Source organism: Acidobacteriota bacterium (assembly GCA_035471785.1).
Classification (GTDB): Bacteria; Acidobacteriota; UBA6911; order RPQK01; family DATIPO01; genus JANQFM01.
Map to the genome: position 1 here is coordinate 26,232 of DATIPQ010000060.1, position 26,123 is coordinate 52,354.

The 26,123-nt window shown below is 61.8% G+C and carries 24 protein-coding genes; 23 read left to right on the forward strand and 1 reads right to left on the reverse strand.

Features of this window, described 5'->3' with window-relative positions; genetic code table 11:
* Positions 1 to 52: 52 nt before the first annotated feature.
* Positions 53 to 325, forward strand: coding sequence for an HPr family phosphocarrier protein (locus tag VLU25_08535; GenBank protein ID HSR67974.1), 273 nt, complete (start codon positions 53 to 55; stop codon positions 323 to 325).
* Entirely contained in the window at positions 322 to 2,070 is a 1,749-nt protein-coding gene (gene ptsP, locus VLU25_08540) for a phosphoenolpyruvate--protein phosphotransferase (protein HSR67975.1), read from the forward strand. Before VLU25_08535 ends, ptsP begins: the two co-directional genes overlap by 4 nt.
* An 85-nt stretch (positions 2,071 to 2,155) precedes the next feature.
* On the opposite strand, the gene VLU25_08545 is transcribed toward ptsP, so the two are convergent.
* Positions 2,156 to 2,950 carry a peptidoglycan-binding protein gene (locus tag VLU25_08545; GenBank protein HSR67976.1) on the reverse strand — a complete coding sequence of 265 codons (795 nt, stop codon included), beginning with the start codon at positions 2,948 to 2,950 and terminating at the stop codon, positions 2,156 to 2,158.
* A 301-nt stretch (positions 2,951 to 3,251) separates the two neighbouring features.
* Between VLU25_08545 and VLU25_08550 the strand changes: the two genes are divergently transcribed.
* The 21 genes from VLU25_08550 to VLU25_08650 all read left to right on the forward strand — a co-directional run bounded on the left by VLU25_08550 (position 3,252) and on the right by VLU25_08650 (position 26,010).
* Positions 3,252 to 3,806 (forward strand): CDP-alcohol phosphatidyltransferase family protein, encoded by a 555-nt coding sequence (locus VLU25_08550; protein HSR67977.1) that lies wholly within the window; start codon positions 3,252 to 3,254, stop codon positions 3,804 to 3,806.
* A 101-nt stretch (positions 3,807 to 3,907) separates the two neighbouring features.
* Positions 3,908 to 4,693, forward strand: a complete 786-nt coding sequence (locus tag VLU25_08555; GenBank protein HSR67978.1) for an enoyl-CoA hydratase-related protein — start codon at positions 3,908 to 3,910, stop codon at positions 4,691 to 4,693.
* A gap of 19 nt (positions 4,694 to 4,712) precedes the next feature.
* The gene (ribH, locus tag VLU25_08560) at positions 4,713 to 5,183 is read left to right on the forward strand and encodes a 6,7-dimethyl-8-ribityllumazine synthase (protein ID HSR67979.1); all 471 of its coding nucleotides are present in this window, start codon (positions 4,713 to 4,715) and stop codon (positions 5,181 to 5,183) included.
* Positions 5,184 to 5,185: 2 nt separating this feature from the next.
* Positions 5,186 to 5,608, forward strand: a complete 423-nt coding sequence (nusB, locus tag VLU25_08565) for a transcription antitermination factor NusB (protein HSR67980.1) — start codon at positions 5,186 to 5,188, stop codon at positions 5,606 to 5,608.
* Between the two features lie 159 nt (positions 5,609 to 5,767).
* Positions 5,768 to 6,994 carry an FtsX-like permease family protein gene (locus tag VLU25_08570; protein HSR67981.1) on the forward strand — a complete coding sequence of 409 codons (1,227 nt, stop codon included), beginning with the start codon at positions 5,768 to 5,770 and terminating at the stop codon, positions 6,992 to 6,994.
* Complete coding sequence (locus VLU25_08575; GenBank protein ID HSR67982.1) at positions 6,987 to 7,673, forward strand: ABC transporter ATP-binding protein; 687 nt, start codon at positions 6,987 to 6,989, stop codon at positions 7,671 to 7,673. The genes VLU25_08570 and VLU25_08575 overlap by 8 nt, the downstream gene beginning before the upstream one ends.
* Positions 7,674 to 7,886: 213 nt before the next feature.
* Positions 7,887 to 10,328 carry an ATP-dependent Clp protease ATP-binding subunit gene (locus VLU25_08580; GenBank protein ID HSR67983.1) on the forward strand — a complete coding sequence of 814 codons (2,442 nt, stop codon included), beginning with the start codon at positions 7,887 to 7,889 and terminating at the stop codon, positions 10,326 to 10,328.
* Positions 10,329 to 10,532: 204 nt separating this feature from the next.
* Positions 10,533 to 13,163: an outer membrane protein assembly factor BamA gene (bamA, locus tag VLU25_08585; protein HSR67984.1), complete on the forward strand. Its 2,631-nt coding sequence runs from the start codon at positions 10,533 to 10,535 to the stop codon at positions 13,161 to 13,163.
* 73 nt (positions 13,164 to 13,236) lie between these two features.
* Positions 13,237 to 13,800 carry an OmpH family outer membrane protein gene (locus VLU25_08590; protein ID HSR67985.1) on the forward strand — a complete coding sequence of 188 codons (564 nt, stop codon included), beginning with the start codon at positions 13,237 to 13,239 and terminating at the stop codon, positions 13,798 to 13,800.
* Between the two features lie 27 nt (positions 13,801 to 13,827).
* Positions 13,828 to 14,475: an OmpH family outer membrane protein gene (locus tag VLU25_08595; GenBank protein HSR67986.1), complete on the forward strand. Its 648-nt coding sequence runs from the start codon at positions 13,828 to 13,830 to the stop codon at positions 14,473 to 14,475.
* Positions 14,476 to 14,621: 146 nt separating this feature from the next.
* Positions 14,622 to 15,101 (forward strand): 3-hydroxyacyl-ACP dehydratase FabZ, encoded by a 480-nt coding sequence (gene fabZ, locus VLU25_08600; protein ID HSR67987.1) that lies wholly within the window; start codon positions 14,622 to 14,624, stop codon positions 15,099 to 15,101.
* 2 nt (positions 15,102 to 15,103) lie between these two features.
* The gene (gene lpxA / locus VLU25_08605) at positions 15,104 to 15,886 is read left to right on the forward strand and encodes an acyl-ACP--UDP-N-acetylglucosamine O-acyltransferase (protein ID HSR67988.1); all 783 of its coding nucleotides are present in this window, start codon (positions 15,104 to 15,106) and stop codon (positions 15,884 to 15,886) included.
* A 35-nt stretch (positions 15,887 to 15,921) separates the two neighbouring features.
* Positions 15,922 to 16,767: a UDP-2,3-diacylglucosamine diphosphatase LpxI gene (gene lpxI, locus VLU25_08610; protein ID HSR67989.1), complete on the forward strand. Its 846-nt coding sequence runs from the start codon at positions 15,922 to 15,924 to the stop codon at positions 16,765 to 16,767.
* Between the two features lie 12 nt (positions 16,768 to 16,779).
* A complete protein-coding gene (locus VLU25_08615; protein HSR67990.1) occupies positions 16,780 to 17,727 on the forward strand; it encodes a Gfo/Idh/MocA family oxidoreductase in 948 nt (315 codons plus the stop codon).
* Positions 17,724 to 18,944 (forward strand): SpoIID/LytB domain-containing protein, encoded by a 1,221-nt coding sequence (locus VLU25_08620; GenBank protein ID HSR67991.1) that lies wholly within the window; start codon positions 17,724 to 17,726, stop codon positions 18,942 to 18,944. Before VLU25_08615 ends, VLU25_08620 begins: the two co-directional genes overlap by 4 nt.
* A 199-nt stretch (positions 18,945 to 19,143) precedes the next feature.
* Positions 19,144 to 21,756, forward strand: coding sequence for an ADOP family duplicated permease (locus VLU25_08625; GenBank protein ID HSR67992.1), 2,613 nt, complete (start codon positions 19,144 to 19,146; stop codon positions 21,754 to 21,756).
* A gap of 153 nt (positions 21,757 to 21,909) precedes the next feature.
* A complete protein-coding gene (locus VLU25_08630; protein ID HSR67993.1) occupies positions 21,910 to 22,188 on the forward strand; it encodes a type II toxin-antitoxin system RelE/ParE family toxin in 279 nt (92 codons plus the stop codon).
* On the forward strand, positions 22,188 to 22,475 hold the full coding sequence (locus tag VLU25_08635; protein ID HSR67994.1) for a HigA family addiction module antitoxin: 288 nt from the start codon (positions 22,188 to 22,190) through the stop codon (positions 22,473 to 22,475). The genes VLU25_08630 and VLU25_08635 overlap by 1 nt, the downstream gene beginning before the upstream one ends.
* A 704-nt stretch (positions 22,476 to 23,179) precedes the next feature.
* Positions 23,180 to 24,142 carry a tRNA (adenosine(37)-N6)-dimethylallyltransferase MiaA gene (gene miaA, locus VLU25_08640; GenBank protein ID HSR67995.1) on the forward strand — a complete coding sequence of 321 codons (963 nt, stop codon included), beginning with the start codon at positions 23,180 to 23,182 and terminating at the stop codon, positions 24,140 to 24,142.
* A 6-nt stretch (positions 24,143 to 24,148) separates the two neighbouring features.
* On the forward strand, positions 24,149 to 25,609 hold the full coding sequence (gene gatB, locus VLU25_08645; protein ID HSR67996.1) for an Asp-tRNA(Asn)/Glu-tRNA(Gln) amidotransferase subunit GatB: 1,461 nt from the start codon (positions 24,149 to 24,151) through the stop codon (positions 25,607 to 25,609).
* Positions 25,606 to 26,010, forward strand: a complete 405-nt coding sequence (locus VLU25_08650; protein HSR67997.1) for a response regulator — start codon at positions 25,606 to 25,608, stop codon at positions 26,008 to 26,010. Before gatB ends, VLU25_08650 begins: the two co-directional genes overlap by 4 nt.
* Positions 26,011 to 26,123: the final 113 nt, after the last annotated feature.

Below are 26,123 nucleotides of genomic sequence, written 5' to 3' on the forward strand. Positions count from 1 at the left end.
CTGCTGCGTCGGCCTGCCGGGCGGCGACGCGCAGAGGCGAAAACAGCGATTCATGATCGAGCGGCGAGTGAAGATCTGCAATGAACTGGGACTGCATGCCCGGGCTGCGGCCAAGATGGTCAAGCTGGCCGGCCGCTTCAATTCTCAAATCACCTTGCAGGCCGAAGGTCGTCCCCCGGCTGACGGACGCAGCATTCTCAGCATCGTGCTGTTGGCCGCCGGGCGGGGTACGGAGGTGACGTTGCGGGCCGAGGGAGAAGACGAGGGCGAGGCCTCGAAGGCTCTGGTGTCCCTGGTCGAGAGCCGCTTCGGAGAGGAGAAATGAGCGAGAAGGAGACTAAGCCGAAGCTGCTGCAGGGACGTCCCCTCTCACCGGGAATCGCGGTGGGGACGGCTCATCGCGTCACCCCGCGCGTGGCCGGCTTCTTCCGTCTCAGCATTCGTCCGGAAGAAGTCGAAGACGAGATAAACCGCCTCAAGGAGGCGCTCAGGATCTCTCTGCGCCAACTCTACAAGGTGCGCGACCGTTTGGAATCCAAAGTGGGCCGCGAGCACAGTTTCATCATCGACGCCCACCTCATGATTCTCGAGGATGGACGGTTCCTGCAGGAAATCGAATCGCGGGTGCGCGAAGACATGCAGAGTCCCGAGCGCGCCGTCCGGGAAACGGCCGAACGCTGGCTCGACCTGTACCGCAGCCTGGAAGATCCTTTCTTTCGTGAGCGCGGCAGCGATCTCGAAGAGGTGACCGAGCGCATCCTGGGCAACTTGGGCGACAGCCTCCGGGGCAGCGGAGACGAGGAAACCCCTCAAGACCTGGTCCTGGTGGCGCCCCGCATTTCTTTGTTGGTCCTGACGCAGTTTCGCCTGGAGCGCGTCAAGGCTCTGGTGCTCACCCAGTGCGGACGCATGTCGCACGTCAGCATCATCTGCCGTTCCTGCCGCATTCCTGTGGTGACCGGCATCGAGCACCTGCACCGCTTCATCCGTTCCGGCGACACCTTGGCTGTGGACGGAACCCAGGGCATGGTCCACATCGATCCTTCGCCCGAGGAAACTCAGCGTTTTCGCGACCGCGAAGCCCGCCACCGCAGCCAGGAGCCCGAGGGCGATCAAGGCCCCTGCAACACCCTGGACGGAACCCGCATCCAGATCCTGGTCAACACCGAGGTGGGACGCGAAGTCGAGATGGGGTTGCGCTTGGGAGGCGAGGGCATCGGACTCTTCCGCAGCGAGTCGATTTACGCCGAGCGCAAGGAAGATGCGGTCGACGAAGAGTCGCAGTATCTTATTTATTCCGATCTGGCCCGCCGCACCCGCGGACGCACCGCCATCGTCCGCACCTTGGATATCGGAGACGAGGAGCATCCTTTCTTCTCCGATCTGGCCGGGGTCAAGGTTCCCCTGCTGGGCTTGCGCGGCATCCGTCTCTCGCTGCGTTATCCCGAGCTTTTTCAAGCTCAGGTGCGCGCCATCCTCAGGGCCCGCGCCCACGGCGACCTGAAAATCGCGCTGCCCATGGTCACCTCGCCCACCGAAGTGCGTCAGGCCCGCTCCCTCATCGAGGACGTGCAACGCCGCCTGGGCCAACCGCCCCCAGCCTACGGTCCGGTCAGCGTAGGGACCATGATCGAGGTTCCGGCGGCCTTGATCGAGATCGAATCGATGGTCATGGAAGCCGATTTCCTGCTGGTGGGTTCCAACGACCTGATTCAATTCCTGCTGGCCGTTTCCAGGACCGACGAACGGGCCTCCGACCTCTACGACCCCTTCCATCCGGCGGTAATGGCCTCGCTGCACCGGGTGGCCCAAGCCTGCGAGAGAGCCGGCAAGACGGCCATCGTGTGCGGCGAAGTCGCCACCGACCCGCAGTACGCCCCGCTTCTGGTCGGGATGGGGTACGACACCCTCTCCATGAACCCCTTCGCCATACCGGAGATCAAGGAAAGACTCCGGCATTTCGAACGCTCTCATCTGCGCCGCATCGTGAAAGGTCTGCTCAACATGACCGATCCGCGCGAGATCGAGCGGCGGGCCCGCACTGAACTGCAGACCCATACCCAGGTTTGAGCCCAAACAGAAAACCCCCGGTCCTCAATGACCGGGGGCGTCTGACAACTCGTCAAGTGGTGTCAGGGCTGAGCGACATGGACTGTCAGCGTGCAGGGAAGCGCACGAAAACCTCCTTGACTCCGTCGACGCCCCGGGCCAAAGCGACGGCCTGGTTGAAGGCTCTCTCGTTGCCTTGTCTGTGTTCCTTGAAGTGAAGGGTGACGACACCGTCCTTGACCTTGACGTCGATCAGGTCGGGTTCGATGAGCTCTTCCTCCCGGAAGCGCTCCTCTATGCGTTCCTTGATCTCGCCGTCAGCGTCCTCTCCAGCCACGAAGTCCTTGGTTTCGTCAGCGGCCGTGCGGGTACCTTTGGCAACCGCTTTGCCGGTGGTTTTGGCGCCCTTGGCTGTGGCCTTGGCGGCCGTTGTAGCGCCCTGGGCGGTGGCTTCAGCAGCGGTTTCGGCGCCTTCGGCGGTGGCTGAGGCTCCCTTCTTCACCCCTTGGGCCGTGGCTTTGGCGGCAGTAGTGCCAGCCTGGCCGACGGCGCTCGCGGCCTTCGACAGACCCTTGCCGGCCTTGGACAAGATGCCCTGGTTTTCACTCTGCTCGATGTCGAGCTTCTTCAAGGTCTCCTGGTTCAGGCGTCCGCTCTGAGTCAAGCCGTTGTCGGCTTGAAAGCGCTCGAGTGCGGCCTCGGTCTTGGGGCCCAGGATGCCGTCCACAGGGCCGGCGTCGAAGCCCTCGTCATTGAGCCTCTGCTGGACTTGACGGATCAGTTGGCGGTCTTGGGGGCTGTCCTCAAGTGCTGCCAGTGCGGGAACCGTCAGGCAGAAAACAAGGGCCAGGACGGGGATCAGGAAACTGAAACGGTGGCGAATCATATGCGCTAACTTCATGCTTCTTTATTTTCACTCCTGTTGCTTCTGGCTCGGCAAGGGCTTCTGCGGGTCTTCCAAAGCAACTCGCGTCTTGCCTGCCAGCCATTGATGCAAGGGCTGTACCAATCTTTCAAAAGGGCCGTTGACAGGGGTTGGGCCTTTCTGCCGGGGGTCTGCGAGGAATTCCTACCGGGAAAAAATGGGACACTTTCCCGGGCGCCGGATGGGTCGGGCTTTACCCTGGCTTGCATCACCATTGACTTGCCGCTACAGTGCGCACTGTGCTGACCGAGGCGATTATGGCACGAGAACATGGGTCATGACCTACGCCAATCAACTGACCATTCTGCGCATGATTCTGGTTCCTCTTTTCTTGGGCCTGATCGCCTACGGATTCCCCGTGGCGGCTTTGGCGGTGTTTGTTTTCGCCGGCATCAGCGACGTGGCCGACGGTTATATCGCCCGCAACTGGCCCGACCAGAAGTCTGAGCTGGGCGAAGTACTCGATCCGGTTGCCGACAAGGTGCTGCTGATGACCAGCTTCCTGGCCCTCACCATACAGCGCGATGTCTTCGACCTGCGTATTCCCCTGTGGCTGGCCATCGCCGTCATTGGACGCGACCTGCTGCTGGTGGTGGCGGGCCTCATCATTCGCCTCACGGTGGGCAAGCGCCGCTTTCCGCCTTCGCTGCTCGGCAAACGCACCACCTTCTTCCAGCTCTTGACCGTGTTCTTGGTGCTGCTCAGCAGCCTCACGCCGATTCACGGGCTGCTCTTTCTAATCGTCTGTTATGTAACCTTGGCTTTGACAGTGATTTCAGGGCTAGACTATTCTATCCGCGGCGTGCGCATCATCAAGCGGCACGAAACCTGACCATCGGCGCAGAAAGCCGCCTGACGTTCATTTCGCCGTCAGCCGCCCGCTCAAGCCGGCCGGGCGCCGATCACGACCTTGGAAAGGCATCGACTGCAAGCATGGGCCAATACGACAATCTGCTCATCGAAATCGAAGACGCCATCGCCCAGGTGACCATCAACCGTCCGCAGGCCCTCAACGCCCTCAACGGCGCCACCCTGGATGAACTGGAGGAGGCCTTCACCCGTTTGGAGGCGGACGGTGAAGTGGCCTGCATCATCCTCACGGGAGCCGGCGAAAAGGCTTTCGCGGCGGGGGCCGACATCAACGAATTGGCCGCCCTGGAAGGCCATACGGGACGCCTGCAAGCGCTGCGGGGACAGAGGCTCTTTTCGCTCATCGAAGACCTCTCCAAGCCGGTAATCGCGGCCGTCAACGGATTTTGTCTTGGAGGGGGATGCGAAATGGCCATGGCCTGTCATATCCGCCTGGCCGCGGCTTCAGCGCGTTTCGGCCAACCCGAGGTCAAGCTGGGACTGATTCCCGGCTATGGAGGCACTCAGCGCCTGACCCGCCTGGTGGGCCAGGGGCGCGCCATGGAAATCATCCTCAGCGGCGCGATGATTTCGGCCCGGCGGGCCGAAGCGATGGGATTGGTCAACCGGGTGGTGGAGGACGCCGACCTGTTGGATGAATGCCGCAAGCTGGCGGCCCAAATCAAGTCCAACGCCCCCTTGGCGCTGCGTTACGGACTGGAGGCGGTGCGCAAGGGCGCCGATATGCCTTTGCAGGAGGCGCTGCGCTATGAGGCCGCGCTCTTCGGATTGAGTTGCGCCAGCCAAGATATGAAGGAGGGCACGCGGGCCTTCCTGGAGAAACGCAAGGCCGAGTTCAAAGGCCGCTAGAGCTGAAGGGACCAAGCACATGAAGGAGTTTCGCGGCGGCCTTCAAGGCCGGGGCCTCAAGATCGGTTTGGTGGTCAGCCGTTTCAACGAGACGGTGACCGAAAATCTGCTGGCCGGCGCTTTGGAGACCCTGACCCGAGCCGGTGTCAGCCAGGATGATCTGACTGTCGTGCGGGTGCCGGGCGGATTCGAGATCCCTCTGGCGGCGCGTCGTCTGGCCCGCTCTCACAAGGGGAATCTGGACGCCCTCATTTGCCTGGGCTGCGTGATTCGGGGCGAAACGCCCCATTTCGACTACATCGCTTCTTCGCTCACGACCGGCATCAACCGTGTGATGATGGAAGAGGACATTCCCATCGCCTACGGGGTTTTGACCACCGACAGCGTCGAGCAGGCCATCAACCGGTCAGGCCTCAAGTACGGCAACAAGGGCGAGGAAGCCGCCCTGACGGCCCTTGAAATGGCCAACCTGAGCCGGGAAATCCAGTAGCCATGAGCAGTCGACGCAAGTCCAGGGAATGCGCTCTCCAGATGCTCTTTCAAGGCGAATTCAATCACTATTCTCCGAGCCGGATCTCGCGCACTTTCTGGTCGCTTTACCCAGCCGATCCCGAGACGCGCCGTTTCGCCCAGTTTCTCTTCAACGCGGTTCACGAGCATGGTGAGGAGATCGACCAGCGCATACGGCGTCACGCCCAGCATTGGCGCCTGGAGCGCATGGCGGGGGTGGACCGCAACGTGCTCCGCCTGGCCATAGCCGAGCTGCTTCATGCCGACACGCCCGAAGCCGTAGTCATCGACGAGGCCGTCGAGATCGCCCGCCGCTTCAGCGCCCGCGAGTCTTCTGATTTCGTCAATGGAATCCTCGACTCGGTCATGCGCGAGATCAAAGAGGAAAGCCAACCCGCAGGCTAGCCCAATTTCCAATTCCCAACGTCCAACTCCCAGACTTCACAGTCGCCTGCTGGCCGTCAGTTGCAGGTTGGTTCCCGGTTATTGGGAGTCGCGGAGCCGTAGCGCAGCCTCGCGCCGCCGCCCTCACCTCGTTCATCCGCTTTTGCTAGGCTAGGGGGCGTGAAGTTTCAGCTCTTCGTGGCGGGACGATACTTGCGGGCCCGCAGCCGTCAGGCGGTGATTTCAGTCGTCACTTTGGTTTCGGTGGCGGGAGTGGCCGCCGGAGTGATGGCCCTGCACATCGCCCTGGCCCTCAACGAAGGCATTCAGCAGGAGTTTCTGACCCGCATCCTGGGAGCCACCTCCCATCTCAACGTGCGCAGCCTCACAAGCAGCGTCATCAAGGACTACCCGGCCTGGCTGCGCCAGCTTGAGCAGTTGCAGGAAGTGGAATCAGCCACCCCCACGCTTTCCGGCTACGCCTTGCTGGAAAGCTCTTTCCGCGAACAGCCCGCCATAATCCGGGGAGTCGATCTCGAGGATCGCCGCGAGTACCGCCAGGTCATCGAGAACATCAGGGCGGGGACGTTGGAGGGATTCGATTCGGGGTCCCGCCCCTCCATCATCCTGGGCACCGGACTGGCCGATATTTTGAGCGTCAAGGTGGGCGACAGGTTAGTGGCCATCGGCACTCGGGGAGGTGTTTCCCCAATGGGACGCATGCCCCGCTACAGGCATTTCGAAATCATCGCCATCTACGAGACGGGGCTGTGGGACTACGATACCAATCTGGCCCTGATCTCCATCCCGGCGGCCCAGCGTTTTTACGACTATGGTCCCGACCAGGCCAATCTCATCGAGCTGCGAATCGAGGACCTCCACCAGGCCGAACAGGTGGCCGAGCGTTTGCGCAACCTGCTGGGAGAGGGCTTTCAGGTGCAGACCTGGATGCAACTCAATCAGCCCTTGTTCGCCGCCCTGCGGCTGGAGAAACTGGGACTGATGATCGCCATCGGACTGATCGTTCTGGTGGCGGCCCTCAACATCGTCAGCACCCTGACACTGATGGTCACGGAGAAGGGCCGCGACATCGCCATCATTACCGCCATGGGAGGCAGCGCCCGCACCATCAACGGCATCTTCATGCTGCAAGGCGTCATCATCGGCGTGGTGGGCGCCCTGCTGGGCAGCATCCTGGGGATCGCCATCAGCTTGTACCTGGACGCCTCCCGCTTCATCCCCCTGGACCCCCAGGTCTATCAGATCTCCTACGTGCCCTTTAAAGTGCAGGTCTTCGACGGCATCTTCATCGCCCTCTTTTCAGTGCTGATCAGCTTTCTGGCAACTCTCTACCCGGCCCGTGCGGCGGCCCGGCTCGACCCGGTGGTGGCACTTCGCAATGACTGACCAGGCCCTTCTTCAAGTCCGTGCCCTGCGAAAGAGCTTTCCCTCGGGCGACCGAACCTTGCAGGTGCTGCGCGAGGTCGATCTCGTCGTCCCAAGGGGAACCTCGGTGGCCATCATGGGAGCCAGCGGATCGGGCAAGAGCACCTTCTTGCATCTGACGGGCGGCATGGAGAAACCCGATTCGGGGGAGATTTGGGTGGAAGGACAGAATATCGCCCTGTTGCAGGGCAGGCGCCTGGCCCAGTACCGCAACCGCAAGGTCGGCTTCGTCTTCCAGTTTCATCACCTTCTCTCGGAGTTCAGCGCCCTCGAGAACGTCATGTTCCCGCTCTTGCTGAGCGGCGGTTCCTTCGCCCGGAGCCGTTCCCAGGCGGCCCGCTGGCTGGGGGAGGTGGGGCTGTCGGAAAGGGCCCATCACCGGCCCGGACAGCTCTCGGGCGGCGAGCAGCAGCGCGTGGCGGTGGCCCGCGCATTGGTGGGATCGCCCTCGCTGCTGCTGGCCGACGAGCCCACCGGGGACCTCGACGAACAGACCTCGGAGAGCATCCACCGACTTCTCATGAACCTCCATCGGCGCTACGATCTGACCTCCGTCATCGTCACTCATGACTCGTCGCTGGCGGCGCTGTGCGATCAGAGGCGGTTGATGGCGGGAGGGCGCCTGACGTCCCTGGAGTAGGGTTGAGCGGAGGAGTTGAAACGATCCGACCGGGGCTTCATCTGAATCATTTGACAGCCGGTCCAGGAAAAGACAAAGGATACAGGGCCTGCATTATAATGGCGGGCCATGGCGCCGCATCCGTTACAATGGGGAAAAGAAGTGGAAGGCAGCCGATGAAGAGCCTTTTCCACGGGCTAGAGGCGTCTTGAAACGCAGCAGGTGAGAGCCGATATGTTCGAAAAGTACACCGAGAAAGCCAGACGGGTTATCTTCTTCGCGCGCTACGAAGCCAGCCAGTTAGGATCGCGTTATATCGAAACCGAGCATCTCCTGCTGGGCCTGCTGCGCGAAGACAAGCATCTAACGGGACGCTTCTTCCAGCGCTCGGAGTCGGCGGTCGAGAACATCCGCAAGCAGATCGAGGGTCAGGCCTTGGGTCGCGACAAGGTCTCCACTTCGGTGGAGCTGCCGCTCAGCGACGAGTCCAAGCGCGTGCTGACCTTCGCCGCCGAAGAAGCCGACAGGCTGCTTTGCAACTACATCGGCACCGAACACATCCTGCTGGGCCTGATGCGTCAGGACACCTCGACGGCGGCTTCGCTGCTGCAGGAAAACGGCTTGCGCCTGTCCACCGTGCGCGAGGCCATCGCCGGACCCGGCAACGAGAAGCCGACCCCTGCCAAGTCCAAGGACAATCTGACGCTGACCGAATTCAGCCGAGACCTCTCGGAGGCGGCTCTGGCCGGCAAGCTCGATCCCCTCATCGGACGCGAGGGCGAAATCGAGCGGGTGGTGCAGATCCTCTGCCGGCGCACCAAGAATAATCCCGTGCTCATCGGCGAGCCGGGAGTGGGGAAGACCGCCATCGTGGAAGGTCTGGCTCAAAAGATCGTCAACGGGGAAGTGCCTTCCATGCTGGGCGACAAGCGCCTGCTGGCTCTGGACATATCGCTGGTGGTGGCCGGCACCAAGTACCGCGGGCAGTTCGAGGAGCGGCTGAAGGCCATCATGAAGGAGCTGGCCGAGAATCCGCAGTTCGTGATCTTCATCGACGAGCTGCACACGCTGGTCGGGGCCGGCTCGGCCGAGGGCTCGCTGGACGCCGCCAACATTCTCAAGCCCGCCCTCTCCCGCGGCGAGATCCAATGCATCGGCGCCACCACGCCCTACGAGTACCGCCGCTCCATCGAGAAGGACCGCGCGCTGGAACGCCGCTTCCAGAGCATCAAGGTGGCCCCTCCCTCGGAGGAGGAGGCCATCGAGATCATCTACGGCATCAAGGACCGCTACGAGGCCTTCCACGGCATCGAGTACACCGATGACGCGGTGCTGGCTTCGGTGCGCCAGTCCAACCGCTACATTCCCGACCGTTTTCTGCCCGACAAGGCCATCGACGTGCTGGACGAGGCGGGAGCCCGGGTCAAGCTCAAACATACGGTGCAGCCCGAGGAGGTCAACCGCCTGCAGAAGCAGATCAAGGTTATCGTCCGCGAGCTGGATCAGGCCGTCTCCAGCAAGAACTTCGATGAAGCCGTGCGCCTCAAGAACCGCGAGCAGAAGGAGCGCGAGAATCTGGCGGTGATGCGCGAGCGCTGGAAACTCAAGTCGCGCAAGCCGCTCAAGGTCGACGCCGACGACATCGAAGAAGTCATCTCGCGCTGGACGGGCATCCCAGTCAGTTCTCTGCGTCAGGAAGAGACGGAAAAACTGATGCAGATGGAAGACGCACTGCATCAGCGGGTCATCAGCCAGGACGCCGCCATATCGGCCCTCTCGCGGGCCATCCGCCGCTCGCGCGCCGGTATCCGCAACCCCAACCGCCCGGTGGGATCTTTTCTCTTCCTGGGACCCACGGGAGTGGGCAAGACGGAACTGGCCAAGTCGCTCTCGGAGTTCCTTTTCGGCAGCGAGAAGGCGCTCATGCGCTTCGACATGTCGGAGTACATGGAAAAGCACTCGGTTTCAAAGCTGATCGGATCGCCTCCCGGATACGTGGGGCACGAAGAAGGCGGTCAACTGACCGAGAAGATCAAACGAAACCCCTATTCGGTGGTGCTGCTGGACGAGATCGAAAAAGCCCATTTCGACGTTTACAACCTGCTTCTGCAGGTCTTCGAGGACGGGCAGTTGACCGACTCGCACGGCAATACCGTCGACTTCAAAAACGCCATATTGATCATGACCTCCAACCTGGGGGCCCGTCATCTCAACAACCCTTCCCCGCTCGGCTTCGGAACCGGAGAGGGCCACAACCGCGAGGTGGAAGACATGATCATGACCGAAGTCAAGAGGGCCTTCAATCCGGAGTTTCTCAACCGGCTCGACGAGATTATTCTCTTCGAGTCCCTGACCGAAGACGACTTGCGCCAGATCATCGAATTGCTGATGGGCCAGGTCAACGACAATCTCAATGCCAAGCAGATCACCATCCAGCTCGACCCCGAGGTCAAGCAGTGGATCATCGCCAAAACCTGCCAGGATCGCTCCTACGGGGCGCGTCCGTTGCGCAGGGCGGTGCAGAAGTACATCGAGGATCCCATATCCGAGTTGATTATCCAGGGCGAACTGAAAGAAAAGCAGGATCTGGCCATCTATCTCAAGCAGGATGAGCTGTACCACCGCAGCAAGGACTCCGAGAGCGAAGGGGCGCCGTTGTTTTCCCCGGTTCAGTAGCTCGCTTCGCTGCCCGGGTCGTGGGCCGTTGCAGGCCCCGCGCCTCACCCCGGCCGCCGCCCAGCCCGGCCCAGCCCCGGGGGCGGCTTTCCCAGCTTTCCGCCTGCTGCTGTGGAGCCTCCATAGGCAGTTTCTCTCCCCAAACGGTTGCTCCAACCCCGAACCACCCGCTAGAATGTAGCGTTTCACGAAGGGAGTATCGCAGTGACGCAGAAGCGAACCCGAATCGGCATGCTGTCTCAATTCTTGCTGGCGGCCCTGATGCTTTGCCAGCCTGTCCTGACCGCTCCCAGTTTGCCTCAGGACTCGTCGCAAAGAATCGAGGAAGTGCTGGTGGTGGGCAACCGGCGCATTCCCGAAAGCACGGTGCGTTTTTACATTCAGACCAAAGAAAACGACCCCTACAACGAAGACCAGATCCTGCGCGACTATCGCAGTCTTCTGCGCACCAGTTTCTTCGAGGACGCTTCGGTCAAGCGCCGCGACGGAGAGACGGGCCTGATCATCATCTTCGAAGTCAGCGAACGCCCTCTCATCCGCGAGATCGAGTACGTGGGGCTGTCCTCCTTCAAGGAGTCGGACATCCTCGAGCGCTTCCGCGACATGCGGGTGGGAATGACGGTCGACACGCCCTTCGATGAATCCAAAATCCCCTTGGCGCGGCGGGCCCTCAAGCAGTTGCTGGATACCAACGGACGGCCCTTGGGCCGGGTGGAAGTCGATTCCGAGCGCATCACTTCGTCCACCGTCAAGCTCACCTTCACCATCGACGAGGGACCCAAGGTGCGCATCGGCAAGATCGACTTCCGGGGCAACGAGGTGGTGCCCGATGAAGACCTGCGCCAAGCCTTGGAGCTGAACCGGGAGAAGGGCATCCGCACCGCCTTCAAGAGCACCGACCACTACATCGAGGACAAGCTGGAGTTCGACATCCAGACCAATATGCTGGAAGAGTACCGCTCCCGCGGCTATATCTTCGCCAAGGCGGGCGAACCGGACGTCGAGATCGTGGAGGGTCCGCGGGGCTTTCTGTGGGGCTTCCGCAAGACCAAGCAGCAGTACTATATCGAGATTCCCATCGAGGAAGGCGAGCAGTATCACGTAGCCAGCTTCAACATCGAGGGGGCCGACGCCCTGCCGCCCCAGTTCGTGCGCGCCGTCTATCCTCTCTCCGAGGGTTCGGTGCTCAATATGACGGCGCTGCGCAAGGCCAACGAAGACCTGGAGAAGTTCTACTCCGAGCGGGGTTATCTTGACATGGCGGCCATCCCCGACATCGACCCCGACCCGGCCACCAAGACGGCCACCGTCAACATCACCATCACCGAGGGCAGTCAGTACATCGTCGACCGCATCGAGTTCGCCGGAAACACCCGCACCCGCGACAAGGTGTTGCGGCGCGAGTTCGTGCTTGAGGAGCAGCAGCAGTTCAACGGCCGGCTGCTCGACTTCTCCATCACCCGCCTCAACCAACTGGGCTTTTTCGAGCCCATCGAGGAAGAAGACTACGAGGTGGTGAAGAAGCCTCAGGAAGGCGAAGTCGACGTCGTGGTCAACGTCAAGGAGCGCAGTTCTCAGTCGATCGGGTTGACGGGGGGCGTGAGCGGCATCAGCGGAAGTTTCTTCGGCATCAACTACTCCACCAACAACTTCCGCGGCAAGGGGCAGCGCATCGAGGTCTCCATCCTCACCGGAACCCGCTCTGCGCTCTTCAACTTCTCCATGACCGACCCCTATTTCCTGGATACCCGGACCTCGGTGGGGTGGAGCGTATTCCGCCAGCGTTCGCGCTTCGATACCTTCGCCGCCTCGGGCTTCCTGCTGGGTTCGCCTAGTGACGCCATCACGCTGTTTACCCGCATCAACACCGGATTCAGCGTTTCCGCCAGCCGTCCTTTCTGGCGCTGGTCGCGCGTCGGATTGAGCTACTCGCTGACCAGCATCGACATCGAAGACATCGATGCCTCCATCGAGGCCTTTGCCCGGGGTCAGTTGGTGGGCTTCACTCCCGGCGGGGATCCCGATGCCTTGAACGGAGAGGGGCTGATCCGCAGCGAAATCACCCCCAGCTTCACCTTCAACAGCAAGAACGGCTATTACGAGGCCACTCGGGGGCGCAGCCTTTCGGTGCAAGTGCCCTTCGCCGGCGGCCCGCTGGGCGGCACCTACAACATCATCCGTCCGGTGGTCGAGTTCCAGCAGTTTCTGCCCGACCGCTGGCTGAGCGGCGGACGCAACACCTTCGCCTTCAGGGTCCAGGGACAGCACGTGCTGCCCTACGGCAATCTGGAGGGCGGCCTGGATTCCACCATTCCCTTCTTCGAGCGCATTTTCATCGGAGGCGAATTCAATCTGCGCGGGTTCGACATCCGCTCGGTCAGCCCCATCGCCATCTCGCGCACGCCCCGCTTGGATCCCGCCGGAAACCCGGTCCTCGACTCCAACACCGGGTTGCCCCTGGTGACGGAAAGCCTGGTGGCCATCGGAGGCGACACTTCCATCGTGGTGACCGGCGAATACCGCGTGCCCATTGCGGGGCCGCTTTCGGTGGCGGGCTTCGTGGACGTGGGAACCTCGACGATTCTGGACGAAGAGGGCCTGCAGGTGTTCGGACCGGACACTTTCATCGATCTGGTAGACGGGACCAACGGCATCTGGCGCATGTCGACCGGAGCCGAGATTCAGTTCCTGATGCCGGTCGTCAATCAGCCCTTCCGGCTCATTCTGGCGTACAATCCTTTCCGCCTGGAGGATGAATTGAGGCTGGCAGGACGAGCCATCCCGGTGCGCGAACCTTCCAGCAACGTGAAATTCACCGTGGGGTGGAACTTTTAGACCCAGGTATCGTCGGGAAGAGACAAGGGGCTGGACTTTTTTTAAAGAGCAACCTATAGAGGAGCATTCGACAATGAATCCCAAAACCATACTTCGCGGGCTGGTCCTGACGGCGTTCCTGGCCGCTCTGGTCACGCCGCTTTGGGCACAGCAGAAAATCGCCTTCGTCAATACGCTTCGCGTCATCGGCGAGTCGGCCGAAGGCGGCCAGAAAATCGACGCCTGGGAGGCCTTCTATGAAGGCAAGCGTCAAGAACTGGACGCCGAGGCTCAAGAACTGCAACAACTGCAGCAGCAATACCAGCAACAGCAGTTGAGCCTCAATGCCGAGACCCAGGCCGAAATGCAGCGGACGATCGAAGAGAAAAGCACGGCCCTGAAACGGGCCCAGGAGGACGCTCAAAGAGAAGCCGAGCAGCGCCGCAACAGAATCATCCAGGAGGTGGGCAGCAAGCTTCAGGCGCTGTTGCAGGAGTACGGCCAGTCCAATAACTACGCCGCCATCTTCCTTCTTAATCCCGAATCTCAGGTCTTCGTGGCCCAGGGCGTGGACATCACCGACCAGATCATCGCGCTGTACAACGAGAAGCACCCGGTCGCCGCCCAGGGAAGCCCTGCAGGCGGCAGCAGCCGCTAGCAGGTGCGGGGAGAGAGGAGTAGAACGATGAATCGCATATCAGGAACAATCTGTTGGTCGGCCGCCACCCTGGCATTGACTATCCTGCTGACGGCGCCGCTGGTGGCTCAGCAGGAAGCGGCCCCGGCGGGAGAGCAGATGGGGCAGGGCGTCATGGTGGCCGAGAAAATGGGCTTCTTGAGCTTCCGAGGCGCCTTGCAGGCTACCAACGAAGTCAAGGCACAAATCGCCGACATCCAAAAATTCGTGGACGAGAAGAACACCGAGTCGACCCAGAAGATCGACGCCATCAACTCCCTTCAGGAGGAGATCAACGCCAAAGCGCGTTCTCTCAACAGCGAGACGCTGGAAGAGATGAGGACCCGCCTGGAGCGCCTGCGTACCGACCTCAAGCGCTTTCAGGAAGACACGCAGCGCGAGATCAACCGGCGCCGCGACCGGCTCTTTCAAACCTATGGGCCCAAGTTGCAGGCCGTCATTAATGAATATGCCCAGGCCAATTCCTATTCGGTGATTTTCCTCACCGACGAGCAGAGCTTCGGCTACATCGATCCCCAGTGGGAACTGACCGAGGAGGTGGCGGCCGCCTACAACGAAAAGCATCCGGCTCAAGCGCCCGATGCGTCCCCGTCCGCCTCCGAGAGCGCGCCGCCTCCCAGCAAGGGCCCGCGATAGGCTCTGCGCCGCCTCCCCGCGGAGAGTTGGCCCTTGGTTGCCGAGCCATAAAAAGTCAGGGCCTCCGCCGCCAAGACTGTGGAGGCCAATTGGAAAGGGGCCGACGATTTTTCGGCCCCTTTTGAATTGGGGTAGAATCGGCGGCGATGAGCGAGCAACACGCAGCCACCACTTTTGAGATACGGGAGATTCTCGATTTCCTCCCCCACCGCTATCCCTTCCTGCTGGTCGACCGCATCGTGGACCATGAGCCCGGGAAGCGCATCGTGGGGATCAAGAACGTCTCCATCAACGAACCCTACTTTCAGGGGCATTTCCCCGGCGTCCCCATCATGCCGGGCGTGCTGATCCTGGAATCGATGGCCCAGGTGGGCGGCATCCTCGTCTTCTTCACGCTCCCCGACCGCAAGGAAAAGCTGGTGTTCCTGGCCGGACTTGAAAAAGCGCGTTTCCGCAAACCCGTGGTTCCGGGAGATCAGATCAGGGTTGAATTGACGGTGCTGCGAGTCAAGAGCCGGGTGGGACGTCTGCAGGGTGTGGCCACCGTAAACGGCCAAAAGGCGGCCGAAGCTGAAATCTTGTTCTCCTTGGTCGACCGCCCCAAGGACCCCGCGGAGGCGCTATGAGCATGAAGACCCAGGTTCACTCCACCGCGCAGGTCTCTTCCCGGGCCAAGTTGGCTGAGGACGTCGAAATCGGCCCTTTCTCCCTGATCGGTCCCGAGGTCGAGATCGGGCCGGGCACCCGGATCGGTCCCCATTCGGTCATCCAAGGCCCCACCACGCTGGGAGCCCGCAATCACATCTACGGCCAGTCCTCGATCGGCACCGACCCTCAGGACCTCAAATACCGCGGCGAAGCCAGCATCTTGCGCATCGGGGACGACAACCGCATCCGCGAGTTCGTGACCATCCACCGGGGCACCGAAGTGGCCGGCAATGAAACCGTGGTGGGCAGCGGAAACCTCATAATGACCGGCGTTCACATCGCCCACGATTGCCGGGTGGGCGACGACAACATCTTGGCCAATTCAGCCACCTTGGCGGGTCATGTAGAGGTCTCTGACGGAGCTACGGTTGGAGCCTTCAGCGGGGTGCACCAGTTTTGCCGCGTGGGTTACAGGGCCTTTATCGGAGGCTACTCGGTCATCACCCGCGATGCTTTGCCCTTCATCAAGACCGTAGGGGAGCGCGGCGAGGCCAAGACCTTCGGAATCAACACCATAGGACTGGAGCGCAGCGATTATTCCTCCCAGCAGATCGGAGCCCTCAAAGAGGCCTATCGCCTGCTCTTCAGGAAAGGCCTTCGCCTGTCCGAGGCTCTACAACAGCTTCGCGCTTCCTCTTTGACCGATGAAGTGGAAGTGCTGCTCGATTTCATCGAGTCTTCGCAACGGGGATTCGTGCACTAGACACGGCCCCGGACCATCGCCCGCGGAGCGAGCTTATGTATGGACTGATCGCGGGAAACGGACGCTTTCCCCTGCTGGTCTTGGAAGAGGCTTTGCGCCGGGGCGAAGAGGTGACGGTGGCCGCCATCCGGGAAGAGGCCGATCCTTCCATAGAGGCATTCGAGGGCAGAAGCGGCGGCAAGATCAGAGTCCACTGGCTGGGGCTGGGACGCTTGGGCAGGTTGCTCAAGATCTTTGCCCGGCACGGCGTGACCCAGGCCATGATGGCGGGCCAGGTCAAACACGTGCGCATTTTCGCCCGCGACGGGCGTCCTGCGGCTGGAGTCCTTTCCAAGGTTCCCGACCTGAAGATGCTCAAGGTGCTGCTCTCGCTGCCGCAAAAGAACACCGCCTCGCTGATCGGCGCCTTCGCCGAGGTGCTGGCCGGGGAGGGAATCGAACTCATCGCCTCCACCCACCTGGTGCCTCACCTGCTGCCTGAGCGCGGAGTGCTGACGCGGCGCGGACCCGATGAGGAGGAAGTCAAAGACGTCGAATACGGGAGGCGTGTGGCCTCGGCCCTGGTGGATCTCGATATAGGGCAGACCGTCGTGATAAAAGATCAGGCGGTGGTGGCGGTGGAGGCCATGGAAGGCACCGACGCCGCCATCCGCCGGGCGGCCCGACTGGCGGAGGGCCGGTCGCTGACCGTGGTTAAAGCGGCGCGTCCGGGACAGGACATGCGTTTCGATGTCCCCGTGATGGGCCTGAAGACGCTGCAGGTGCTGGAAGAATGCAATGTCACCGCCTTCGCCATCGATGCCGGCAAGACCCTCTTGCTGGATCGTGAGGAGCTTCTCAAGGAGGCCGACCGGATGGGACTGGCATTGCTGGCGCAGTAATCGACAGTGGCTATGAAGAGAACCGTCGTTGCCGTCATCGGAGTTGGAGCGCTGGGCAAGCATCATGCCCGCATCTATTCCAGCCTCGATCAAACCGAGCTGCGGGCCGTGATCGACATCGACCTTGCTCGGGCCGAGAAGATCGCTTCCCGGTACGCCTGCTCATTCTACGACCATTACAGCAAGCTGCCTGCCGAGGTAGAAGCGGTTTCGCTGGCTGTTCCCACCGTTGACCACAGCGCCATCGCCGGCGACCTTTTGCGGAACGGCGTCCACGTCCTGGTTGAAAAGCCCATCGCTTCATCGCTGCCTCAGGCCGATACGATGCTGGAGGCCGCCCAACGCGGGGGGACCCGGCTGCATGTCGGCCACAGCGAACGCTTCAATCCCGCCCTGCGGGCCGTGCGGCCCTTTATCGGCGATCCAGGATTCTTCGAGGTCCACCGCATGGGAGCCTTCGCCGGCCGCAGCCTCGACATCGACGTGGTGCTCGACTTGATGATCCACGACATCGACTTGCTCCTCCACCTGGTGGGCGAAGAAGTCTCCGAGGTGCGGGCTGTGGGCATTCCGGTGCTCACCGACAAGATCGACATCGCCAACGCCCGCCTGCAATTCGAAAGCGGCTGCGTGGCCAACGTCACCTCCAGCCGCATTTCGCTGGAAAAGATCCGCAAGCTGAGGCTTTTCCAGCCCCACGACTACATTTCCCTCGATCTGGCTGCCCGCAAGGTCGAGATGTACAGCCTGGACACCTCCCTGGAACCGCCCGGCATTCTGCCCCGTGATTTCCAGATCGAAGAGAAGGAACCGCTTCAAGCCGAAATCGAGGCTTTCCTGAGCGACGCCTCAGAGGCCTGCACGGGAGCCCAGGGTCGCCGGGCGCTGCGTCTTGCTCTGGAGATCCGCCAGGCCATCGAACGGCAGGAGAAGGTCCGTCAACTGACTCAGCAGACATGAAACGACATCGCCTTCGGCTCCCTTATCCAACTCCCAGCAAGGTCCGGACTTTGTTGCTGCTGGCCTTCTTGCCGTTTTTCCTGGGCTGCGGCGGGAAGAAGGTCGAGCGCCAGGCTCCCCGCCTTCCCAGCGGCGCAGATCTTCCGCTGCCGGCCACGGGTGAGCCTTCTTTGCGGGTCCTGCTGGCCGAGGACTTTGAAAGCCTGGAGGTGGAGGGTGCGATGCTGGGGCAGCGGCTACGCCTGCGCTCGCTGGAGGGAGAGATGGAACTCACTCCCCTGGAGCCGGCCGGACCCGCCGTGAAGAGCAGCGGATTCCGCCTGGAGCCGGCCCGGTTTCAGCATTTGCGCTGGCGGGGGCGCGCCTACAGGGGCGTCTTCGAGGCCTTCCTCAACCCCCTCGGCCAGCCGGTGCTGGTCAACGAGGTAGGCATCGAGGACTACCTGAAGGGAGTGGTCCCCAATGAACTGGGGACCAGCCGGGAGCGCCTGGAAGCCGTCAAGGCTCAGGCCGTGGCCGCCCGCACCTTCGCGGTATCCAACCGGGGACGCTTCAACCGCCTGGGATTCGACCTCTACGCCGATTCACGTTCCCAAGCCTACAGCGGCATTTCAGGCGAGCAGGCGCTGGCTACGCAGGCCGTCCTGGAGACGGCGGGGCGCATCTCGGTCTACCAGGGCCGTCCTATCCTGGCCATGTACTCCTCTACCTGCGGAGGCCTGACGGCCAGCTACCAGACCATCTTCCTGGCCTCACCTCTGCAATACCTGCAGGGCGGCGTGCGCTGCCGCGACCGCTCCAGCCCGTTCCATGAATGGACGGAAACCGTCGATTTGTCCCGGCTGGACACCAACCTGGAGCGCTACGCCCCCTCCATCGGCAAGCTGCGCCAGGTAATCCCCGGGGCCAAGGACCCCACGGGACGCCTGATCGAGCTGACCTTGCTGGGAGAGCAGGGAAGCCACACCCTTCGCGGAATCAACCTGCGCTCGGCCCTGGGGCTGCGCAGCAACTGGATTCTGGATCTCCAGCCCCGCTACGACGACGAGAACCTCCTGCACGCCCTGACGGTACGTGGAAAAGGATGGGGTCACGGCGTCGGCCTGTGCCAGTACGGCGCCCTCGAGATGGCGGCCTCGGGCTCCAGCTACGCCGACATCCTCACCCACTACTACCCCGGCACTCAGGTGGTCAGACTTTATCCTCGAACCAATTAGTCCGCTGGAGCATTTCCCGCCAACCATCGGGGCGCGGACGCGTCTAATCGAATAAACGTCGCCCGAAACCGCCTGATTGAAAGCGTTTGAAAGCACTTTCTTTCGAGAATCGAAAAGATGTCTTGACGGGCCCGAAGTTGAACCTGTTAGGTTGAAAGCGTTGCGAGTTCGATTAAAGCACCGGGAACTCTCCCGCCGGATGGCCCGGAGCCGTCTGAGCCAGAACCGGTGGGCGCAGAGGATGGGCCTGAGCAGCGGCCATTTGTCGCTGCTGGCCAACGGGCACAGACCCTATCCGGGCGCCAGGACGCGTGAGCGTCTGCTCAAGGCTCTCGACTGCTCCTTCGACGACCTCTTCGAGGTCGATTCGCAGGGCCAGGCAGCCAAGCCCGAGACCCGGCCTTTCCAAGGAGACAGCGCCGTGACCACTCTCTGGCAGGACTTTCGTTTCGCCTTCCGCTTCCTCACCCGTCAAAAGACCTTCGCGGCCCTTTCCATCATCGCCCTGGCCGTGGGAATCGGAGCCACCACGGCCATCTACAGCATCGTCAGCAGCGTGCTTCTGACGCCGCCGCCCTACCGCTCTCCGGCAACCTTGGTCGACTTCTTCGCTCCCGGGGCTTGGTCGAGAATTGAAATCGCCCGCATGCAGGAGTTCGGAACCGCCTTTGAAAACATCACCGGCTTTGGAACCCGCTCCGCCACTCTGACCGGACGTGATGAGCCGCTGTTGGTGACCAGCGTGGTGGCCACGGGCAACCTCTTCGACACCCTGGGAGTGGGCGCCTTGCATGGCCGCACCTTCCAGTCCGAGAACAGCTACGGCGGGCGACACCGGGTGGTCGTGGTCAGCCACCGGTTTTGGACCTCGGTGCTGGGAGGCGTCGAACTCGCCCGAGGAACCACTCTTGAAATCGAAGGGGAGAGCCGCCAACTTCTGGGGGTGATGCCCCCCGACTTCTTCTTCCCCCGACGCGACGTCGATCTCTGGCTGCCCATGGAGATGGACCCGGATCATCCTCAGTACAGCGGCTGGCACTCCTGGAGGCTGGTGGGACGCTTGGCCCAAGGCCTGACCCTGGAGGAGGCTCAGAGCAGCCTGGACTCGCTGGCCGCTTCCATGAGAGAGGTCTTCAACTATCCTCCCCAGTGGGACAAGTTTGCCAACAATCCACGGTTGACCGAGTTGCAGCAGGCCCAAACCGGACCTTTCCGCAACACCCTCTACCTGCTCCTGGCCGCCGTAAGCGCCGTGCTTTTGATCGCCTGCGTCAACGTCACCAACCTGTCGCTCTCGCGCATCTCCTCCAGGGTCCGGGAGCTGTCCATTCGCAGGGCATTGGGGGCCGGCACCGTGCGCATCGTCCGCCAGATCCTGGTGGAGAACTTCTGGATCTCGCTGTGGGGAGGCCTGGCCGGCCTGCTCCTGGCCTGGCTGCTGGTGGAATGGTTCGCGCCCTCTCTTCCCCGCCAACTGCTCAACCGGGCAAATGTCGAGATGAGCTGGGGAGTGCTCCTCTTCGGACTGGCTCTGGCCCTCTTGACGGTCCTGCTCTCCGGCGCCCTGCCCGCATTGCAGGCGGCCCGCCAGGATCCTCAGCAGGGCCTGGCCGAGGGAGGGCGGGGGAACTCCGAAAACCGCACCACCCGCCGCTGGGGCAGTGTGCTGGTCGTCAGCGAAATCGCCCTGGGGGTCCTGCTGGTGGTGACGGCCGGATTGCTGCTGCGCAGCTTCTATAATCTGGCCTCGGTCGATCCAGGTCTCGATCCCGATCAGGTCATTGTCTTCAATACCTATCCGAACTCCTCTTCCTTCACCCCCTATGAGAACAGGCCTCGATTCCTCGATGCGGTGGTGGAGAATCTGCGGGCCCTGCCCGGGGTCGACCAGGTAGGAGCGATTCAAAACCTGCCCCTCGATTCCTTCGGTTGGATCCAGAACGTCACGCTGGAAGGCGAGAGTCAGGACTACAGCGTGGCCTGGCGGATCATCGAGGGCGAGTACTTCACAAGCATGGGTATCCCTCTCTTGACGGGTCGCCCTTTCGACGGAGGCGACCGCAAGGAGAGCCAGCCGGTGGTGATCGTCAATCAGGCCTTCGTCGACCGCTTCTGGACCGGCAAGGACCCCCTCGCTCAGAGGCTGCGGGTGGGGGCCGACGGCGAGCACTGGATGCCGGTGGTGGGCGTGGTCGGAAACGTGCGCCAATTGGGACTCGGGCGGGAATCGCAGCCCATGGTCTACCGTCCCTATCGACAGAACCCTCTGAGCGTCTTCATGAGTGTCACCGTCCGCAGTCAGCGGGACCTGGCATCCCTCCATCGCGACATCCAGAACTCGGTCTGGTCGGTGGACGCCGACGCTCCCGTTTTCGGGCAGCGGACCATGAACCAGGTCATCGACGAGTCGCTGGCCCGCGGCCGCTTGCTGATGACCCTGCTGGTGGCCTTCGCGGCCGTCGCCTTGCTGCTGGCCGTGATCGGGGTCTACGGAGTGATCTCCTACCGCGTCAACCAGCGTTTCTTCGAGGTGGGAGTGCGAATGGCGCTGGGGGCCAGCCGGATCAGCGTCGTCACCATGATCTTGAGGCAGGGCCTGGCGCTGGCGCTGCTCGGACTGGCCCTGGGCTTGGCAGCGGCAGTGAGTTGTTCCTGGGTCCTGCAGGGCATGCTTCACGGAATCAGCACCACCGATCCTGCCAGTTACCTGGCCGTCTCCCTCCTGGTACTCCTGGTAGCCGTCGGCGCCTGCCTTTTCCCGGCCCTGCGCGCCGCTTCCTGGGACCCCAATCAGGCCCTGCGCTCCGAGTAGTACCCGGCCTTCGCCAAAGTCTTCACCCTCTACCCCCAAACCGATAGTAGCGTGACAAATGCTGTACGTTAGGCCTGTACAAACAATCGGTGTAACGGGGCCAGCCGGCGCTCCTTGTTTGCAACCCGTAACGTTATAGGTTACACTCTGTCCGTGATCAACGGATTCAGGCACCGTGGACTGAAGCGCTTTTTCGAAAGCGGCACCACCCGCGGAATCCAAGCTCAACAGGCAAATCGTATTCGGCTGATTCTTGGTCGGCTGCATGCGTCACAGTCGCCGCAAGACATGAACCTGCCAGGGCTTCATCTGCACGAACTCTCTGGCCGGAGAAAAGGCACATGGTCTGTCCGAGTTTCCGGCAATTGGCGGATAACATTCCGTTTCGACGGTCCTGATGCCTACGATGTTAACTTGGAGGATTATCACTGATGCGTATGCACAATCCACCCCATCCCGGAGAAGTATTACGCGAGCTATGTTTAGAGCCTTTGGGGCTGACCGTGACCAATGCCGCCGAGGCTCTGGGGGTGAGCCGCAAGACCTTGTCTGCGATCCTTAACGGAAGAGCCGGAATCAGCCCGGAGATGGCGATCAGACTGTCCAGGGCTTTTGGTACTTCTGCCGAGAGCTGGTTGACTCAGCAAATGCAATACGACCTCTGGACCGCTGAGCAATCGGCTGAAAATATCCGTGTAGAAAGGCTGTCCGCGGTCTAGCGGCGGCTCGCCTCAGGGTCCGAAGGCCTGGGCTTGGCATTGGCTTTTTCGTGAAGAACCGCTGGAGGGATTCGAAAACCGGAAAGGAGGGCCGACAACACGCCCACGAGTCCCTTTTGCAGAAGGCCTTCAAGCAAGCTGTTTCAAAGTTGATCAAGCGGGCGACATGCCACACCCTCTGCCACCCATTTGACGCATCCTATTCGGCAGGCCGGCCAGATGCGGGCCCTATCTGGAAACCAGAGAATCAGAAGTTGGCTAGTTTGACTATGACGATATCTAACGTCGGGATTATTTTTCGCAAGCTGAGAAACCTCGGCAAGCTCCGAGATGTTCTGCTAGTTGTCGCGTCCGGGTAGTATCTCTCAGGGTACGCGGTCTGGGCTTTGGTTGCGTCGCGGGCCTTACATCGGAGAGCGGAAATGAACAACGAATCGACATACCCAAGAGCGTCATAAAGCTGCTTCGTTGGTGCGGCGAGCCGTGACAAGTACTGGCTAACAACAGTTTTGCAGCCGACGACGGCTATGATCCATATGCCGTCTCGGCTGGAATCTGGCGTTCACGGGGCAATCCCGACGACACAGCATTCGGTGCAGTGTATGTGCTTTCTGAAGCTGAGAAGCACCTGTTGCTGAGTGATCCCAGGCACCCGCTGGGTTTCGTGCACAATCGCTCGTGATAGGCTTTGCTGCGTGGACGAAGTGCAGAGCTCAGGTCAGCGGAGCTTGGTGATCATCGCCGGGCCGACGGCTTCGGGCAAGAGCGCGCTGGCGTTGAAAGCGGCCTTGCGGCTGGGCGGAGAGATCGTCAACTGCGATTCCATGCAGCTTCACCGCGGGCTGGCCGTGGGCACGGCCAAGCCAAGCGACGAGGAAAGAGCCACGGTTCCTCATCATCTCTACGACCGCCTCGATCCCGACGAGTTCTTCTCGGCCGGCCGCTACATGAAGGAATCCCGCGAGATCTGTGCGGCCATTTGCGGGCGGGGACACCTTCCCCTCGTCGTAGGGGGGACGGGCCTCTATCTGCGGGCCCTTTTGCAGGGTGTCTTCGAGGGACCTTCGGCGGATCAGGACTTGCGCCGGCGCCTCAAGCTCAGCGAGGAGCAGAAAGGCCCCGGCCATCTCTACCGCATGCTCAAGCGGCTTGACCCTGAAGCAGCTTCGCGCATCCAGCCCGCCGACCTGGTGAGGCAGGTGCGGGCGCTGGAGGTTCACCTGCTGAGCGGCCAGCCTCTCAGCCGTCTGCAGAAGCGCACGGAGCCCCTGCAAGGCTACAGCGTTCTCAAGGTGGGGCTGCGTCTGCCGCGCCGGGATCTCTATGATAGAATCGACCGCCGCGTCTCCAAGATGTTCCGCGGGGGGCTCCTCGAGGAAGTTAAACGTCTGCTCGATGCCGGCTATTCGCCTGAATCCAAAGGATTTGAAGCACTCGGCTACCGTCACGCGGCGGCCGCTTTGCAGGGCCAGTTAAGCCTCAGCGAAGCCATCGAAAGGACCCAGGCTGACACCCGGCGCTACGCCAAGCGCCAGATGACCTGGTTCCGGCGCGAGAAGGGGATGCTTTGGCTGAACCGCGCAGGCGAGGCGGACGAGGCTCTGAGCGAGTTCATGGAGCGCTTTCGCCGTGAGGAGTCCTGGATGGCCTGCCCTGAAAGCGTTTGACCGGATATGGAGTACGAACCCGTTATCGGACTGGAAGTGCACGCTCAACTGCTGACCCGCAGCAAGATTTTCTGCAGCAGCAGCACGGCTTTCGGCGATCCGGCCAACCAGCACACCTCCCCGGTGACCTTGGGACTTCCAGGAGCCCTGCCCGTGCTCAATGGCGGAGCCGTGGAAATGGCCGTCAGGGCCGCCTTGGCTCTGGGCTGCCGCATCAATGGGCGCTCCATCTTCGCGCGCAAGCACTACTTCTATCCCGACCTGCCCAAGGGTTATCAGATCTCCCAGTACGAAGAGCCGCTGGCCCGGCACGGCCAAGTCGAGGTGTGGACGGGTCCGCGCGACGAATCGGGCAAGGTCTCGGAGCAGGGACTGAAGACCTTCCGCATCCTCAGGGTGCATATGGAAGAGGACGCCGGAAAGAGCGTCCACTCGCCCGACGGAGGCTCCTACGTCAATCTCAACCGCGCCGGCGTTCCACTCATCGAGATCGTCTCCCAGCCCGATTTCCGCTCTTCTCAGGAGGCTTACGACTACATGACGCAACTGCGCCTGACCCTCATGTACCTGGGCATCTGCGACGGCAATATGGAGGAGGGCAGTCTGCGCTGCGACGCCAACGTATCGGTGCGTCCCAAGGGACAAGAAAAGCTGGGAACCAAGTTGGAGATCAAGAACCTGAACTCCTTCCGCTTCCTGCAAAAGGCTCTCGACTACGAGATCGAACGCCAGATCGCCGTGGTCAGCCAAGGCGGCAAAGTCCATCAGGAAACCCGCCTCTGGGACGAGGACAAGGGGCGGACCTTCGTCATGCGCAGCAAGGAGGAGGCCCAGGACTACCGCTATTTCCCCGATCCCGATATTCCCCCTCTGGTGCTGGAGGCCGAGTGGGTCGATCGGCTGCGCGGCCAGATTCCCGAGTTGCCCGAGACACGCCGGCGACGCCTGGTCGAGGCCTTCGGACTGGAGGGCGAGGAGGCCCGCCAGATCATCCAGAGCCGCACTTTCGCCGATTTCTTCGAAGAGGCCGTGCAAGCCGGGGCTGAAGCTCGCAGCGTTTTCAACTGGATGGTCGGAGCCCTGACACGGGCCCTCAAGGACAGCGGCAAAGACCTGGGCGAGCTGCCGGTCACAGGCCGCCGACTGGCCAAGCTCATCCAGCTTGAGAACGAGGGCGTCATCAGCGGCAAGATTGCCAAGAAGGTGTTCGACAGGATGCTGGCGCAAGGGGGCGACCCCGAGAGCATCGTGGAAAAAGAGGGTTTGCGCCAAATCTCCGACGCCGCGGCTCTCCAAGATGTGGTAGAGAAAGTAGTGCGGGCCAATCCCGACAAGGTAGACGCCTATCGGGCAGGCAAGACCGGCTTGTTGGGCTTCTTCGTCGGACAAGTCATGCGTGAGACACGCGGCCAAGCCAATCCGCAACTGGTCAATGAAATCTTGAAAGAAAAGTTGGAATCCAGATGAGGAAGAAGCGAAAAAGAAAGCCCACCGGCCCGCCAATGGCAGTCATCGAAGAAGACGCCGACGACATTTATTCCATCAAGTTCATCCTGCAAAGCCTGGGCCATGATGTTCGGTCCTACTCCTACCTCCACGATTACATGGCCGACATGATCGATTTTGCTCCCAAGGTGGTCATCGTCGACATGATGATTCCCGAGGGAGGAGGCTTCCAGGCCATCCGCCAGGTCAAGCGTCATCTGCCGGACGTACCCGTTCTGGCCATTACCGCCGACGCCATGGAGGGAAGCGAGAAAGAGGTGCTCGAGGCCGGAGGGGAAGATACCTTGGGCAAGCCTTACACGGTGGGTGACTTGCAGGACAAGCTGGGCCAGTGGATCGCCATCGAGAAGGCCGAGGGCTAGCCCGCCCGCAGCTCCCTAAGGCTAGCGAGCGACCTCATACCGTCGAGGGCAATTGAGCCTTCACTGCGGTCGCTGAAACTTGACCCGTGTGTGAACTTGTTGGCCACCTAGTG

Excerpts from the sequence above, each read along its gene's own strand:
- VLU25_08535 (HSR67974.1), top strand. The coding sequence starts at position 53 with ATGATCGAGCGGCGAGTGAAGATCTGCAATGAACTGGGACTGCATGCC.
- ptsP (HSR67975.1), top strand. The coding sequence starts at position 322 with ATGAGCGAGAAGGAGACTAAGCCGAAGCTGCTGCAGGGACGTCCCCTC.
- VLU25_08545 (HSR67976.1), bottom strand. The coding sequence starts at position 2,950 with ATGAAGTTAGCGCATATGATTCGCCACCGTTTCAGTTTCCTGATCCCC.
- VLU25_08550 (HSR67977.1), top strand. The coding sequence starts at position 3,252 with ATGACCTACGCCAATCAACTGACCATTCTGCGCATGATTCTGGTTCCT.
- VLU25_08555 (HSR67978.1), top strand. The coding sequence starts at position 3,908 with ATGGGCCAATACGACAATCTGCTCATCGAAATCGAAGACGCCATCGCC.
- ribH (HSR67979.1), top strand. The coding sequence starts at position 4,713 with ATGAAGGAGTTTCGCGGCGGCCTTCAAGGCCGGGGCCTCAAGATCGGT.
- nusB (HSR67980.1), top strand. The coding sequence starts at position 5,186 with ATGAGCAGTCGACGCAAGTCCAGGGAATGCGCTCTCCAGATGCTCTTT.
- VLU25_08575 (HSR67982.1), top strand. The coding sequence starts at position 6,987 with ATGACTGACCAGGCCCTTCTTCAAGTCCGTGCCCTGCGAAAGAGCTTT.
- VLU25_08580 (HSR67983.1), top strand. The coding sequence starts at position 7,887 with ATGTTCGAAAAGTACACCGAGAAAGCCAGACGGGTTATCTTCTTCGCG.
- VLU25_08590 (HSR67985.1), top strand. The coding sequence starts at position 13,237 with ATGAATCCCAAAACCATACTTCGCGGGCTGGTCCTGACGGCGTTCCTG.
- VLU25_08595 (HSR67986.1), top strand. The coding sequence starts at position 13,828 with ATGAATCGCATATCAGGAACAATCTGTTGGTCGGCCGCCACCCTGGCA.
- fabZ (HSR67987.1), top strand. The coding sequence starts at position 14,622 with ATGAGCGAGCAACACGCAGCCACCACTTTTGAGATACGGGAGATTCTC.
- lpxA (HSR67988.1), top strand. The coding sequence starts at position 15,104 with ATGAAGACCCAGGTTCACTCCACCGCGCAGGTCTCTTCCCGGGCCAAG.
- lpxI (HSR67989.1), top strand. The coding sequence starts at position 15,922 with ATGTATGGACTGATCGCGGGAAACGGACGCTTTCCCCTGCTGGTCTTG.
- VLU25_08615 (HSR67990.1), top strand. The coding sequence starts at position 16,780 with ATGAAGAGAACCGTCGTTGCCGTCATCGGAGTTGGAGCGCTGGGCAAG.
- VLU25_08620 (HSR67991.1), top strand. The coding sequence starts at position 17,724 with ATGAAACGACATCGCCTTCGGCTCCCTTATCCAACTCCCAGCAAGGTC.
- VLU25_08625 (HSR67992.1), top strand. The coding sequence starts at position 19,144 with ATGGCCCGGAGCCGTCTGAGCCAGAACCGGTGGGCGCAGAGGATGGGC.
- VLU25_08635 (HSR67994.1), top strand. The coding sequence starts at position 22,188 with ATGCGTATGCACAATCCACCCCATCCCGGAGAAGTATTACGCGAGCTA.
- gatB (HSR67996.1), top strand. The coding sequence starts at position 24,149 with ATGGAGTACGAACCCGTTATCGGACTGGAAGTGCACGCTCAACTGCTG.
- VLU25_08650 (HSR67997.1), top strand. The coding sequence starts at position 25,606 with ATGAGGAAGAAGCGAAAAAGAAAGCCCACCGGCCCGCCAATGGCAGTC.